This is a genomic window from Streptomyces sp. NPDC058671 (assembly GCF_042716475.1).
Lineage (GTDB): Bacteria > Actinomycetota > Actinomycetes > Streptomycetales > Streptomycetaceae > Streptomyces.
Map to the genome: position 1 here is coordinate 30,198 of NZ_JBHXSA010000028.1, position 14,212 is coordinate 44,409.

General features: G+C 71.4%; 10 protein-coding genes and 1 pseudogene. 4 read left to right on the plus strand and 7 right to left on the minus strand.

Going from position 1 to position 14,212, the window contains the following annotated elements:
- Positions 1-347: 347 nt before the first annotated feature.
- The gene (locus ACFWV2_RS28375) at positions 348-1,679 is read right to left on the minus strand and encodes a WS/DGAT domain-containing protein (protein ID WP_384409121.1); all 1,332 of its coding nucleotides are present in this window, start codon (positions 1,677-1,679) and stop codon (positions 348-350) included.
- A 177-nt stretch (positions 1,680-1,856) separates the two neighbouring features.
- On the minus strand, positions 1,857-3,335 hold the full coding sequence (locus ACFWV2_RS28380; RefSeq protein WP_384409123.1) for a pyridoxal phosphate-dependent decarboxylase family protein: 1,479 nt from the start codon (positions 3,333-3,335) through the stop codon (positions 1,857-1,859).
- A gap of 32 nt (positions 3,336-3,367) precedes the next feature.
- On the opposite strand from ACFWV2_RS28380, the gene ACFWV2_RS28385 reads away from it, so the two are divergent.
- Both ACFWV2_RS28385 and ACFWV2_RS28390 read left to right on the plus strand, forming a co-directional pair.
- On the plus strand, positions 3,368-4,294 hold the full coding sequence (locus ACFWV2_RS28385) for a hypothetical protein (RefSeq protein ID WP_384409125.1): 927 nt from the start codon (positions 3,368-3,370) through the stop codon (positions 4,292-4,294).
- Positions 4,295-4,644: 350 nt separating this feature from the next.
- The gene (locus ACFWV2_RS28390; RefSeq protein WP_384409243.1) at positions 4,645-6,582 is read left to right on the plus strand and encodes an MMPL family transporter; all 1,938 of its coding nucleotides are present in this window, start codon (positions 4,645-4,647) and stop codon (positions 6,580-6,582) included.
- A 395-nt stretch (positions 6,583-6,977) separates the two neighbouring features.
- Here the strand turns inward: ACFWV2_RS28390 and ACFWV2_RS28395 are convergent, their stop codons facing one another.
- Positions 6,978-7,394, minus strand: a complete 417-nt coding sequence (locus ACFWV2_RS28395) for a hypothetical protein (RefSeq protein WP_384409127.1) — start codon at positions 7,392-7,394, stop codon at positions 6,978-6,980.
- A gap of 113 nt (positions 7,395-7,507) precedes the next feature.
- A pseudogene (locus ACFWV2_RS28400) lies at positions 7,508-7,746 on the minus strand (transposase family protein); the annotation flags it as partial.
- 276 nt (positions 7,747-8,022) lie between these two features.
- Here ACFWV2_RS28400 and ACFWV2_RS28405 point away from each other — a divergent pair.
- Complete coding sequence (locus tag ACFWV2_RS28405; RefSeq protein WP_384409129.1) at positions 8,023-8,529, plus strand: RICIN domain-containing protein; 507 nt, start codon at positions 8,023-8,025, stop codon at positions 8,527-8,529.
- 284 nt (positions 8,530-8,813) lie between these two features.
- Here the strand turns inward: ACFWV2_RS28405 and ACFWV2_RS28410 are convergent, their stop codons facing one another.
- From ACFWV2_RS28410 to ACFWV2_RS28420, 3 genes are all read right to left on the minus strand, one after another.
- Positions 8,814-10,010, minus strand: a complete 1,197-nt coding sequence (locus ACFWV2_RS28410) for a hypothetical protein (protein ID WP_384409131.1) — start codon at positions 10,008-10,010, stop codon at positions 8,814-8,816.
- Between the two features lie 379 nt (positions 10,011-10,389).
- Positions 10,390-10,542 carry a DUF6896 domain-containing protein gene (locus tag ACFWV2_RS28415; protein WP_384409245.1) on the minus strand — a complete coding sequence of 51 codons (153 nt, stop codon included), beginning with the start codon at positions 10,540-10,542 and terminating at the stop codon, positions 10,390-10,392.
- A 275-nt stretch (positions 10,543-10,817) separates the two neighbouring features.
- A complete protein-coding gene (locus tag ACFWV2_RS28420; RefSeq protein ID WP_384409133.1) occupies positions 10,818-11,495 on the minus strand; it encodes an esterase/lipase family protein in 678 nt (225 codons plus the stop codon).
- Positions 11,496-11,688: 193 nt separating this feature from the next.
- Here ACFWV2_RS28420 and ACFWV2_RS28425 point away from each other — a divergent pair, with 193 nt between their 5' ends.
- Complete coding sequence (locus ACFWV2_RS28425; protein WP_384409135.1) at positions 11,689-13,932, plus strand: LuxR C-terminal-related transcriptional regulator; 2,244 nt, start codon at positions 11,689-11,691, stop codon at positions 13,930-13,932.
- Positions 13,933-14,212 lie beyond the last annotated feature (280 nt).

The window sequence follows — 14,212 nt, forward strand, 5'->3', positions numbered from 1 at the left end:
AGATCGCCGTGAACAAAGGGCTCGGCGAACCAGCCGTACGGAAGTTGCGTGGCGGGGATCGGAGGGCGTCGCCTGATGGACGGGTGGCCTTGCCGTGCGAGGTCGCGGCGTAGGCGGCGCGGTGGTGGCGTAGGCGGCGCGGTGTCCACGGCGGCGCGGGCGGGACTCGCGTCCGGGGAGGGCAGGGCGGCGGCAGGACGGTGACGGTCGCGCCGAGGTCCTTGGCCGCCCTCCTCGGCTTCGCCGGTGAGGAACTCGATCCGCTGGCCGAGCGCGGGTAGCCCGGTCTGCTACGGCTCGGCAGAAGGCCGTCCGTCCAGCGCGTCCATGAACCTGTACCGCTCCCGCTACGAGTCTGGTCCGGCAGAACTCGTAGCGACGCGTTCCGCGTCGTCCGGTGCCGGATCCGTGATGGTGCTGGGCATGGAGGCTGTGCCAGGGCGGGGCTGTGTGAGGGCACCCTCGAACGCGTCGAGCTCGGCGAGCCAGCGGGCGGGGAGTTCGTCGAGGTTGGGCAGGCTGGGATCGGCGACGACGGCCAGGTGCGCCGTTCCGGCGTATTCACCCAGACAGATCGACAGGTGGTGTCCTGCGGGCAGGAACATCAGCGGCAGCAACGCGTTGATGCTGTGGCCGTGGAGTTTCAGAGGATGTGCGGGGCCGGGGACGTGCGTGGCCACCATGGTGGTGCGTCGCGGGTGCAGGATTCGTGCCAGGGCTCTGCCATGCCAGCGCGTGGGCAGGATGTCGAAGAGGACCTCCGCGTCGGGATCGCGGTGGCTGTTCCGGATGTTCCTTGTGGCCGGGCGGGTGGCGGCCAGGCGTTCGGCGGCGGTGGGCAGGTGGCAAGGCAGGATGACGGGGACACCGCGGTGGAAATTACCCAGCGCGGTGCTCGTGTCGACGCGCCGGGTGTTGAGGGGGACCGTCACCCGTACGGTGCCTGTGCTCTTGTCCGGCAGCCAGGGCCGCAGGGCGCCGGCGAGGGCGGCCAGGTAGACGTCGTTGAGACTGACACCACCTTCCCGGGCGATGGCCTTCATACGAGGCAGGGGGGTGCGGACCCACATGCGCCTGGGTGGGCCGGTCGGGGCCTGAACGCGGTCGGGGCCGAGGCTGATTGCGTTCGCGGGCAGCGTGATCCCGGCGACCGCGCGTACCAGGGCGCGTACGCGTGTGCTCGTCCAGGAAGGTGGGGGGACTGAGGGTGTGCGGCGTCGCGGGGGGCCGGGTTCCCGCACCGCGGCGAGCGTGATCCCGATCAGGGACATGCCGTCGAGGAGGCCGTGGTGGGCGCGAAGGAGCAGGGCGAACTCGTTGTCACGGTGGCCGTGGAGCAGGGTCATGCCCCAGGTGACGTCCGTGAGCGGCTGGGCGCACACGCGCTCGATCCCTGCGTGCAGCGCGAGATCACCGCCATGCGCGGACAGCGCGACCTCTTCGAGGTGATCGGCTGGCGCTGCCGGGCTTGTCGCGCTCGTGCCCCGGGGGCGGGCCCGGTCGCGCAGCGGCGGGTGGGCCGCCCGCATCAGGTCGATCAACGCGTGCAGTTCGACGGTCGAAGGGGCGGGGCCGGCGACCACGGCCACCCCGCCGATCTCCACGTTCGTGTGTGGGTGCGCGGCCGCGTAGGCGAACCAGCGCTCGCCCGCCGCGGTCGCGTCATCATGGTCGTGCACAGGGTTCTCCGCTGAAAATTCGTTCGCGTGGCGAAGGCTGGGGCGATGGGTTCATGTCCACGAGGCGCGTCACGTTTGTGGGATACGACGTGGACGGAGTGCCGGTGCGGCCGGATCCCACTGGCTCACGTCCACGGTCCATGGCTCCCCATGGGCGCTGTCCGGGCAGGTACCTGGTTACCGAGCGCCCACCGGGGTCGACGGAGACGTTTCGGATGACGCGGGCTGGTTGTCGGGGATCGCGGCTGCGGTCTCGCGCACCAGTGCCCAGGCGTTGCGCAGGGAGGCCTGGGACGCCAGGCGCGAGCCGAGCGCGGCGCGCAGGATGTAGCGGCCGTCAACGGTGGTGGGCGTGACCAGGATCTGGTGGGTGGCGTCGAGGTCGGTGCGCAGGCGCTCGGTGCGGGCGTTGTCACCGGTGAGGCGGAAACAGACCAGTCCCAGTGAGTGGGAGACCAGTTCGAAGCCGGGGGTGTCCCGGACCAGGTCGGCGAGCAGCGCGGCGTGGGAGAGCTGTTCGCGGATGTGTGCGCGTAGCCCCTCGACGCCGTGGGTGCGCAGGACGAACCACAGCTTCAGGGCGCGGAAGGGGTGCATGAGCGGCACCTGCCAGTCGCGGAAGTCGGTGACGTCGCCGGAGTCGCTGGCCTGGTTGCGCAGGAAGGGCGGGCGGATGTCCATGGCTGCGGTGAGGCTGCGGCGGTCAGCTACCCACATGGCGTCGCAGGGCGGTCCGGTGAGCAGCCACTTGTGGCAGTTCACGGCGTAGGAGTCGGCGTGTTCGACGCCCTCGTTGATCCAGCGGTTCTCTGGGCAGACGGCGGCCGAGCCTGCGTAGGCGGCGTCCACGTGCAACCAGGTTCCGAACTCGCGGCACACGGCGGCGATGGCGGCGTTCGGGTCGATGGCGCAGGTGCCGGTGGTGCCGACGGAGGTGACCACGATCGCGGGTACCAGGCCTGCGGCGCGATCGGCTGCCAGTTGCTCACGCAGGGCGCGGGGGTCCATCTCGCAGGTGCCCGCGAGGGTGGGGATCTGGATCGGTTCTCCCAGGCCGGCGATGCGTGAGGCCTTGGGGACGCAGGAATTCGCCTGGTCGGTGCAGTACATGCGGTAGCGCCCCTCGGTGCCGTGCTCGCGCCAGCGTCCGTCCGAGGCCCGGTACAGAGCGGCGGCTACGGCCACCAGGACCGCCGAGGACGCGGAGTCCTGCAGGACCCCGCCGCCGTCCCCGGTGCTGAGGAAGCACTCCGGCAGGCCCAGCGCGACCGCGAGGTGGTCCAGCACCGCCTCCTCGAGTTCGGTGGCGGCCGGGCCCGTCGACCACATCATGTGCTGGACCGCCAGGCCGGAGGCCAGCAGTTCGCCGACCACCGACGCGGGGCTGGTCTGGGTCGGGTAGTAGCCAAGGAACGAGGGGTGCTGCCAGTGGACGAGCCCGGGGATCACCACCCGCCGTACGTCGGCCAGGACATCCCGGATCGGCTCGCCGTGCACCGGTAGGCGGTCCGGCAGCATCGCACGTACGTCCCCGGGGCGCAGGTCCGGCGTCACCGGCAGGCGTTCCTCGCGCAGGTCCTCCCAGTAGTCCTCCAGGATCGCGGCGACCTCGCCGATTGCGCTGCGGAACGAATCATCACCAGGAGTCACTGACATACCGGGTAACGTACCGCATAAAAACTAGCGAAATGACCCAGATGACAAGCGAATCCGTGCTGTGGCTCGCCCCGCCCCAGCACCTGCCCCACGACTTGTCGGCCCTGCGGGAGGCCGCGAACCGACCCGACCGCCACCGCACACCGGGCGACCACCGCCGACTCCCAGAACGCGACCCCCGCGAGGCCGCCTTCGACGAATACTTCGCGGTCTCGCGGTGCGCCTGCACCCCCGCGCCCTTGTTGATCGTCGCCCTCGACGACTCCCTGGCCACCGTGCGGGCCTTCGCCCGCAACCCGGACGGATCTTCAGCGGAGCCCGACCTCGATCTCGCCGCGCACGCGGCCGGCCTGACGCCGAAAACCGGTCTCCCCGAACCCCGGACCCAAGCCACGGCGGGCCAACGCTGGATTCAGGGGCACCGGCTGTTCTTCGCCCTCACCCAGGCGACCGTCCTCGCTCTGCGGCACGCTCTTCGCGCTCCCTCGGCGGCAGGTGCTGCCCTCGGCTTGGAAAGCGCCGCTCATTTCCTGCGCGCCAGCGCGGCCGCTCTGCGCGTCACCGCGTCCTTCGACGCGCAGGACTACCACGACACGGTCCGGCCCTCGATGGCCCCGCCGCAGGCTCCCCGTGGCTTCTCCGGCCTGTGGTCGGCCGATCACCGTGTCCTGGTGCAGAGTCTGCGCGAGTGGGGCCTGGCCGCACCGGCCAGGTCTTCTACCCTGCGACCAGCCCACCGACGCCTGGTCGAAGTCCTGACAGATGTTCACCACGCCCACGTGGGCGTCTGCTCGCGCTTCGTCGGCTCCGGCCCCTCCCTGCTCCGCGGCGCGGAACCGGGGGTGCAGGTCCTGGACCGCCTGTGCCGACGGCGCCGCGCCACTCTGGACGCCGCGCCCGCCGACAGGGCGGCCCAACTGCCCGAAGCCCGCAATGACAAGGTCACCCTTCACCACTGAACCCGCTCCTGACGCGCCCGGAGCGGGCGGGAAGAGGCAGCTCGGCTCGTCGCCGCTGGGTCGCCCTCCCGCCCACAGCAACATCACTTATGTACGCCTTGATCGTTAGGGGGGGTATGCCAGTACGCAGTGGAGAGGGGACAGCGAGAGGGGCATGGTCGGCGGCCCGGGCCTGGGGGGTGGTGGTGTGCGCGGCGGTTGCGCTGGTCGCGGCGCTCCTGAGCCTCCCAGCGGTCTCCGGCGCTTTCGGCGCAGGAGGGACCATCGCCACAGGCACCGAATCAGCCGAAGCTCAGACCCAGGCTGAACTGCTGGGAGTCGGCATCCCGGATCTGGAGCTCGCCGTGACGATGCGCGACGGAGGCGCACCATCGGCGGTTGCAGCGGGTGCCGGGGTCGTTGCTCGCGTGCTGGCAGACGAGCCGGCCGTGCGTACGGTGCGGTCGGCTGCCACGGGAGATCCCTGGCTGATCTCGCGGGACGGACGCACCGGGCTGGTGACGGTCTCGCTGTCGGGCAGCGACGCGGACCGCAAGCAAGCGGCGTTGCGTCTGGTGCCCAAGGTGCGGGCGGCGGTGCCGGGGATGCGGGTGGACGCCGGCGGGGTCTCTTGGGCGACGGCCGAGATCGACCAGCAGGCCGAGGCCGATCTTCTGAAGGCGGAGCTCTGGGCTGCGCCGCTCATCATGCTTCTCCTCTTGCTGACCTACGGTTCGTGGGCTGCGGCCGCGCTGCCCCTCGTGGTCGCGATGCTGGCTGTCGTCTGCTGTGTGCCCTTGCTGGGTCTGCTGGCTCACGTGACCGAGGTGTCTGCGTTCGCGGTCAACGCGGCCGCGGCTATCGGCTTCGGCCTGTCGATCGACTTCACCTTGTTCGTCCTCGCCCGCTACCGCGAGGAACACGCCAAGGGGATGCCGCGCACCCAAGCACTGGACCTGGCGCTCAACACGTCGGGGCGCTGCGTGCTCTGCTCGGCAGCAGTGATCTCTGCGTGCCTGGTGGCGGTGGCCGCCATCCCCGTCCCGCTGCTGCGCGCGCTGGCCCTCGCGGGTGTTGCGGTGACGTTGCTGGCGGCGCTGGCCGCGTTGACGGTGCTGCCGGCCGCGTTGACGCTGCTGGGTGATCGCGTCGATGGCGCCGACCCCTTGCGCAGGCTGCGCCGGGCTCCGATCGGAGGAGCCAGCCGGTTCTGGCGGGAGCTCGCCCGCCGTGTCACTGCCCGGCCTGTGGCGGCGGGCGCTGGGGCGCTCGCGATGCTGGTCGTGATGGCCTGGCCCGCAGCGGGCCTGCGGTTGGGCGCGATCGACGAACGGACGCTGCCGCCGACGGCCTCAGCCGCCGCCGCTGCCGCGGATCTGCGCGGGCGCTTCGACGTACCTCCGGAACGAGTCCAGGTGGTGGTCCTTCAACGGCCGGGCGCAGGTCTGGGAAACTACACGGCCGCCGTGGCCCGGCTGCCACATGTTGGTGCGGTGCGAGTGGTGCCCCACCCTGCGGCAGGTCGGCCTGGACAGACGGACCAGGAGCGGCGCCCGGCAGTGGTGCTGGTGGCGGCCACGGCGGGACCCGACACGCCTCAGGCCGCGCGCCTGGTCGATGGGCTGCGGAAGACTCCCGCGCCGGGCCCGGCCCTGGTCGGCGGTCGGGCCGCGCAGATCACCGACACCACAGACGCGGTGCGCGGCGCGCTGCCGTGGGTGGCCGTGGCGATGTGTGTGGTTCTGTTGGCCGCGCTCACCGCGTTCACCCGCAGTGCCATGGCACCCCTGAAGGCGCTCGCGGTGGCCGTCATCAGCTTGGCTGCCGTTCTCGGCTTGATCGTGTGGATCTTCCAGTACGGACACGGGGCGGACGCGCTGGGCGGGTTCACGGTCACCGGTTCCCTCGACGCGAGTCTGCTGCTGTTCACCCTGGCCGTCGCGTTCGGCCTGTCCATCGACTACGAGGTCTTCCTCCTCGGAAGAATCAGGGAGGAGTTCGACCGCGGCCTGGACAACCAGAGGGCAATCGTCAAGGGCATCTCCCGCACCGGGCGGCTGATGACCTCCGCCGCAGTGGCCCTCGCCATCTCCACCGCTGCCATCACGACCTCCCACGTCACCATCCTCAAACTCATGGGCGCGGGCATCGCCTCCGCAGCGATCCTCGACGCGATGCTGGTCCGCGGGATCCTCGTCCCCGCAGTCATGGCACTTCTCGGGCCGACCAACTGGTGGAAGCCCGCACCCGTCGGCCGGCGACGTCATCCCGGCCCGCGCACCACGACCACTGAACCCGCGGCGAGCTGACCGCCCGGCCGCCCGTCCACCACCCGCACCCACCACCTGTGTCACGGTGAAGGGCGACAGCTACCTCGCTCCGCTGCCGCCCGCTCCTTCGGTAGCGGTTCTGTCGCCCCGCCTGGACTCGCACCGTGACGGGACTGCTACGCGGGGACAGCGCCGGAGACGGTGACACCGGCCTTGTCGAAGTCCTCAGGGCTCGCCTCGATGCCATGAAGCTGACGCACCACAGGAAGCGAGGCGGGCGAGCACGGGGCACCGACCCGCCGAACCCCGATACCGGCGCCGGACTGGTACGCGGTGCTGCTCGCGGGTGCGCATCGCTGCGGGTGGACCGGCCAGCGGGCAGGCGTGAGGGCGTGGGCCGTACTGGGCGCGGGTCGCGCCTCCGTCAGACCGTGTCAGGCGGTGGCGATACTGGCGAGAGTGGTCTGAAGTCGGCGGATCGCGTCCTCGGCTTCCGCGTATTGCTGGAGGGTCGGCGGGACGGCGCCGAAGGTGGGGCCGTGATCGGCGGGCAGGGCGCGCCAGTGCAGGACTGGCGTGAGAGCGGTGGCCGCGGCGCCGAGGAACCAGGCCAGGTGTCCGTGTACGTGGGCGAGGGCGATGGCCACTGCGGCGAGTGCTTCCCGCAGGTGTTCCAGCCGGGCGACCTCGGGCAGGTCCTGCTGGGACTTCGGGGCGCCCACGGCAGCGTGCAGTTCGTCGGCGGCCTTCGCCGCGACGGCACGGTCGTCGGGCGTCAGGACCCATTTGTGGTCGCGGATCTGCCGGTCGGCTTCCTTTACAAGTTCTTCGACGACTCTTCGCATGTCCATGCTCGTGATCCTATGCCTGTGATCATCAGCGGTGGGTCATGCAGGTATCGCCCCCGCAGTCAGCACCGGTGAAATCCTTTGACGCACACCCCTGCGCATCACACGACACCGTTCACGAGGATCTGTCGAGTGAGGCAGGGCTGCAGGATGCCGTGGGCGCAGGCCGCGGTCAGGTCATGGTGCGACCGGGTGTCGCGCGGGAGAACGAGAGCGGTGTGCCGTCGGGACGGGCAATGACCTGCACGTTCATCCCGTGCTTGCGGTGCTTCATCGAGTAGGACGGCTCGTCCGCGCGGATCCGGTCGGTGGGGATCAGGGTGCCGTCAACGATCTGCACGCCCCGCCCCTCCCCTGCCGTCGGCCAGGCGGCAGGATGGGCGGATGACGACTGTTCGCCGCCCTGGGCCAGCGGGCCGCCACCTTGCCGCTCGAAGCCCAGCAGGAGCTGCTCGGTCACCAAGAACATGTAGGCCATCTCGGCATCGCCCGGATGCACAGTCTCGTCCTCCTGGACAGGCCGGCGAACGTACGGCAATCGTCACTGCCTTGGGTGACTCAAGATCATTTACGGGACAATTCTGAGGTAGCCCGGCCGTGATCGTTCTCAGTACCACCCGCTCTCCTACCGATGACCCCCGAAGCCGGCATCTTGTCGACCGCGCTCTTCGCACTGGCCGCCATGATCGGGTTCACCTCATTCACCGTTAGCCCGGCGCAGGCCGTCGGCACCTCGGTCCTGTGGAACACCGAGAACAAGTGCGCGACCCCCGAGGGGAACAGCACCGCCAACGGCACCGTCGTCACGGTCTGGTCCTGTACGGGCAGCAGCCTCCAGAAGTGGCACTGGTACGACGGCACGATGCTGCGTCACGATGTCAGCGGCAAGTGCCTGACGCCCAAGGGCAACGCCTCCGGCACCAACGGCGCCGTGCTCACCCTGTGGGACTGCAACCCCTACGCGTCCGCCAACCCGCAGCGCTTCGAAAGCAACTTTGCGGAGGAGCGCATCTGGACCCGCCACGGCGGCAAGCGCATCACCGCCAAGGGCAACTCCCTGAGCAACGGGACCTGGCTCACGCTGTGGACCTGTGGTACGCCCTGGAACCACCCCCAGTCCTGGGCCATCGTCGGCTGACGAGCCGCTGGCTCACCAGCGTCACTGGTCACCCCGTCAGGCCGAGCCGCCCACGCGGAAGTTCGAACTGACCGACTGATCCAGAACGCAACGAGCCCCCTCCCGCGCACCGCGGGAGGGGGCTCGTCTTCGTTTCGGATCCGGCTCCTCCTGGCCCTTGGTCCCGAAGCTCATCAGCAGAACAAGGTAGTCCAGTTCGAGGTGCAACCACGATCCCCCTGTCGGCCTGCACGTAGGCACGCAACTGGTGGTCGCTGTCCACGTACTCGTTGAGGGGGAGGGTTTCACGGACCGGCCCGGGCGCGCGCGGCGATGCCGATGTGCCCGGGCGGGGAGAGAGGTGCGGCAGCGAGTGGCGGATCGTCAGAACACCTTGTAGTGCAGGCTGTTCGGCTCGGTGCCCGGGACCGTGCTGGCCGTCCGGGCCTTGAAGGGGGCCTTCCAGTCGCCCGTACCGGCGTAGAAGTACGAGGTGTTCCCCGTGCCGCGGGCATACAGGTCGGGCCTGCCGTCGCCGTCGGCCTCACCGATGCCGACGGTGTCGGTGTACGGGCCCCAGCCGCCGCCGATCGGCGTCCGGGGGCGAAGGTTCCGTCCCCCTTGCCGAGGTACAGCCACAGTTTCCCGGCCTTGTCGCACCGAAGGTCCGGTCGTCGTAGGTGTAGGCGCCCGGCGGACTCGCGGTAGAGGTGCATCTTGAGCTCGAAGGTCTCGCCGGACCTCCGGTGGGTCAGCTTGAGGTACACGTCGGCGTTGACCCGGGACATCCGCCACTTGAGGTGGGTCTTGGCGGGATCGGCGTCGAGGTCGAGCATGCGGAGGTCGGTCCCGAGGTAGGTCAGCTCGGTCGGCCGTCCGTCGGAGGCGACGAGTTCGGCGGTCGGCCGTCCGTCGGAGGCGACGAGTTCGGCGGTCGGTCTGCCGTCGTCGCCGGCGGCGATCCGGTAGAGGCCCTCGCCCTTCCCGACGATGCCGCCGCGCACCAGCAGGGTCCCGTCGGGAGCGGGCACGGCGTCGGTCATGTGGTCGAGGAGCCTAATCGTCTCGTCCGTGGTCGCGGACCTGGCCGTGAGCGCCTGGATCACGTCGACGGGCGGGGAGTCCATGTCCCGGTCGAGCCCGATCGGCGTGCCGTACGTGACCCATGTGCCCAGCACGCCGACGTTGGTTCCGCCGTCGAGCTGCTTCCCCACCGCTACGCGCCGCACTTTCTCGGTGCCCCGGTCGGCGATGGCCGGCGTCACGGTGGAGCCGGTGCCCTCCGACCAGGCCGCGTGCGTGTCGGAGAGGCCGTGGGTGCTGCCGGGGAGGCTGATCTCCAGGGCGGAGTGAGGCCGACCGGCTTGGGCGGCGGCCACGTCCACCATGGTCAGCTGGGGGTCGAAGACGGTCTCGGAACGGGCGACGATGTCGACCAACGCGGCCCCGGAGCGGGAGGCCCGGACAGAGCCGATGAGCGCGCCTTCGGGCAGGCCGGACACCTTCCGGACGGACCTCCGTGAAGAAGACCTCGGCGCGCGTCGACTCCGTCGCGGGCAGCGTGGTCGTCATGCCGTCCGCGTATACCGTCCAGCGGAGCCGGTGGGTGTCGCCGACGAGGGCCCGGTTCAGGAAGCCGGACCGGCCGGCACCGAGGAGGCTGCCTCCGGGATCGGCGATCCGGCTCGGCGCGTCGGCCGCCGCCGTGAAGGAGGCGGGGGCCGCCGCCGGAGCGGCGATGAACCCCGCGCCGAGAGTGATCGAGCTGAACCACCCCGGCCGCTCGTCCAGAAGCGGTTGCAGGGGCCCTACTGCGGACCTCAGGTCCTGATCCGTGACGTCCAGAGGCTCCGGCTGGCTCAGCCCATACCAGCGCAGCCGTCAGAGGTCGAAGACGTCGCTCCCGTCGGCTGCGAAGTCCACATCGACCTCAGTGGCGTCGTCGCTGACGAAGCGGCACCCTGCCCCATGAACCGTGGAGGAGTAGGTGCCGACGTGCCCGCTCCGGCTGATGATCCGGCGCGAACGGACCAGGCCGAGGACATCTCAGTCTTTCCAGCGAGGAAATCGCCACCCTCATGGCCTCGTCAATTGCGTTCGGAGCGTGGACATGAGCACCAACTCCCGTGGAGCCCGGCGCCGTTCCCTACGGCGTCATCCCCCTGAGCCCGCGGCTGCAAGCATTGTTCCCTTGGGCACCGACGTCTCCGCAGGACGGCATCTTGAAACGATCAGTGGGGCACCCGAACGGAGGACGGCCTTGGGGTGACCGCCCTCCGCCTCCGGGGTTCAGTCGGTGACGGTTCGCGTCATCTGACGAAGTTGCGCGTCAGCTGCGAGACGTTCTCGCTGACCAGCAGCCACGCGTGCTCCACGCACCCCACGTTGATGTTGCTCGCGCCGGACAGGACCGTGCTCGAGTCCGGGTTGATCAACTCGTCGCACGTGGACCAGAAGGTCCCGTAGTTGACGGCCCCGGGCGTCTCGTCGCCGCTGTTGAGCGCGGTCAGGAAGGTGCTGCCCGTCGCCATCTCCTTGCACGAGGCGAGCGCCCAGTCGCAGACCTGCGCCGCGTTCGTGCCGTGGTTCGGGCCGCCCAGGGACGCCCAGTCATCGACGTACGAGGTGCCGCCGAGGAACTTCAGGTACCAGCGCGAACCCAGGCCGCCCATCGAGTGGGTGACGACGTCCACCTTCGCCGCGCCGGTGCGGGCGCGCAGCGCGTTGACCTGATCGCGGATCTGCACGGCGGTCGTCTCGTTCGACTGGAACGGGTTGTACGACATCGCGTACAGGCGGTCGGCGGGCCAGCCGGACGCCTTGAAGTCGGAGACCATCTCGTTGAAGTTCCACGCACCGCCCTTGTACCCGTGGACGAACAGAACCGGATCGGGCACCGCCGCCTGGGCCGGGGCCGCCGGCAGCAGGACGGCCGTCGCCGCGGCACAGGCCGCGGCGGCGGAGAGCGCACGGGTGAATCGTCGCATCGGGGTTCCTCTCACTTGCTGGGGGAGCCCCAGAGTGAGGGCGGCGCGACGCCACGGCCATCGGCTGTTACACCGGTCTTTACACGCCGGTAACTTAGCTCTAGCGTTACGAGACATGCCAGTGGGGCCACGCAGCGCGGGTGCGCTGGAACAACAGTCGGGTGACCGCGCCCCCGGGCTGTCGCAGGACGGCGTGAGCGTTCGCATCAGGCTCGCGGTGTACGGCGACACGCGCGCGGCGGCCGAGTTCACCGCCGCACTCACCGCGCGTGAACGCGCCGGCCTCGACCCGCTCCCGGATCCGCTGACCCTCCGGCTGCTGGCCACGGAACAGCACCGCGCCCGCCTCGCCCGGCTGCCGGCCGCCACGCGCCGACTGCTGCTGCTCGCCGCCGCCGACCAGCACCCCGTGAAGAGCCGGGCGTTCGACCGCGCGGTGGCCGCCGCCGGGCACGAGCCCACGGACCTCGAACCCGCCGAGGAAGCAGGCCTCATCCGCTCCACCGCCGCCGGTCTCGTCTTCGCCGACCCGCTGGTACGGGACGTGGTGTACGACAGCGCCGGACCCGAGGAGCGGCGTCTCGCCCACCGGTCGCTGGCGCTCGTCCTCGACCCGAGGGCCGAGCCCGGCCCGTGGAACTGGCATCGTGCCTGCGCCTCCCTCGGCCCGAGCAGCCGCCTCGCCCGCGCCCTGGCCGGCGCACCCGCCCCCGACCCGGCCACCGCTGCCCACCACGCGGAACGCTCAGCGCTCCTCAGCCCCGACACCGCCGTCCGCCACGCCACCCTCGCCCGTGCCGCCCTCCACGCCTGGCACGGAGGCCTGCCCGACCGGGCACGCTGCCTCCTCGCCGCCGCGGAACGCACGGCACCCGGCACGGATCCCCGCGTGCGGCTGCTGCGCGGCCTGGTCACCTTGCGTTCCGGGCATGCCCCCAACGCCTACGACGACCTTGCCGAGGCGGCGACCTCGGCTTTCGCCGACGCGCGGGGGACGTACGCGGTGACCGGCGCGGGGCGTTCGGCCACCGGCGGTACGCCTGCCGACTCCGCCTTCGCCGCCCCGGCGACCGCCGCGTACGCCCTCGCGTACGCGGCCGAAGTCGGCCACTACACCGGCGACCTGCACCGCTGCCACCAGGCCGCGGTCCTCGCCCGCAAGAGCCCGCCACCGTCCGCTCCCGCCGCCCGCGCCCTGCTCGCCGGTCTCACCGGGATCGCCTCCGCCGTACGTGGCCGCTACGCCGAGGCCGCCGTCCGGCTCCGTGAAGCCGTGTCCCTCGCCCGCGATGGCGACGACCCCACTGTGCTGGTGCACGCGGCGCTGGCCGCGCTCTACCTCGGCGACGACGACCTCGCCCTGGCCGTGGCACACCGGGCCGAGTCCGCCGCCCGCGCCCAGGGCGAACACGCCGCCCTGCCCCGGCTGCTGGAGTTCCGCTCGTACGCCGAGGCATGGAACGGGCGCCTCGGCGCCGCGACGGCCACCGCGGTCGACGCGCACCGCCTCGCCCGCGAAACCGGCCAGGACAACGTCGCCTGCCACATCCTGGCCGGCCTCGCCCTGCTGGCCGCGCTCCAGGGCGACACCACCACGTGCCGGGACCGCGCCCGGCAGGCCCGGACGTACGCGGCGGAGCACGGCATCGGGCTCGCCACGGCGCTCAGCCTCTGGGCGCTGGCCTACCTCGACCTCGCGCAGGGCCGCCCAGCCGAGGCCGCCTCCCAGCTGCGCACCCTGGCCCGCCTCGGCCCCGGGCACGGGCATCCGGCGATTCGGCTGCTCTCCACCCCGCACTACGTGGAGGCCGCCGTCCGCGCCGGCGAACCGGCTGCCGCGGCCGCGGCAGCCGCCGGCTACACACGCTGGGCGGACACCGTCGCCAGCCCGGGTCATCTGGCCCTCGCGGCCCGCTGCCGGGCGCTGCTCGCCTCCGGCGGGGAGGCCCTCCCCCACTACCGTGACGCCCTGGACCTGCACGACGCGGATGGCCGTCACCTCGAACGCGCGCGGACCGAGTTGCTGTACGGCATCGCCCTCCGACGGATGCGGCGAACCACGGAGGCACGGGACCGGCTGCGTGCGGCGCTCCAGGCGTTCGAGCAGTTCGGGGCCCTGCCCGGCGCCCGGCACGCGGAGGCAGAGCTGCGCGCACTCGGTGATACGGCCCGGTCCACCCGCTTCCCGGCAGCGGCGGCCCTTGGCGCGCTCACCGCGCAGCAGACCCTGATCGCCCGGATGGTCGCGGACGGAGCGACGAATCGCGAGATCGCGATCCGGATGGTCCTCAGTCCCCGCACGATCGACCACCACCTTCGCAGCACCTACGCCCGCCTCGGCATCTCTTCGAGGGTGGAACTCGCGCGCCTTGTCGACGCACAGGGCACAGCAGGCACCCTCAGGGGTCTGGACAACGACGCGGCCCCACGTCGCTGACCTGGGGCTTCGTGAGCGTCATCCGCAGCGTCGTGCCGCTTGCCGATGCCGGCGAGTCGTCGGCGGCCCTCGGTGCGGGGGCGGGCGGGCCGGGGACGACGGCGCAGCAGCCCGCGCAGCGCGGTGTGCTGATCGAGACCCGGCGCGGCCGGTCGACGGGGACGTCCACTGAGCCGGCTCCACCCGAAGCGGGCCCCCCCACACGCGGGGGCGCGGGGGGCGGGTGGGGGCCGCGGCACCCGCCGGCGTAGGAGGCGGGGGGGGGGAAAACGCCGCGGGG

Excerpts from the sequence above, each read along its gene's own strand:
- ACFWV2_RS28395 (WP_384409127.1), bottom strand. The coding sequence starts at position 7,394 with ATGGACATGCGAAGAGTCGTCGAAGAACTTGTAAAGGAAGCCGACCGG.
- ACFWV2_RS28380 (WP_384409123.1), bottom strand. The coding sequence starts at position 3,335 with ATGTCAGTGACTCCTGGTGATGATTCGTTCCGCAGCGCAATCGGCGAG.
- ACFWV2_RS28390 (WP_384409243.1), top strand. The coding sequence starts at position 4,645 with ATGCGCGACGGAGGCGCACCATCGGCGGTTGCAGCGGGTGCCGGGGTC.
- ACFWV2_RS28405 (WP_384409129.1), top strand. The coding sequence starts at position 8,023 with ATGACCCCCGAAGCCGGCATCTTGTCGACCGCGCTCTTCGCACTGGCC.
- ACFWV2_RS28385 (WP_384409125.1), top strand. The coding sequence starts at position 3,368 with ATGACCCAGATGACAAGCGAATCCGTGCTGTGGCTCGCCCCGCCCCAG.
- ACFWV2_RS28420 (WP_384409133.1), bottom strand. The coding sequence starts at position 11,495 with ATGCGACGATTCACCCGTGCGCTCTCCGCCGCCGCGGCCTGTGCCGCG.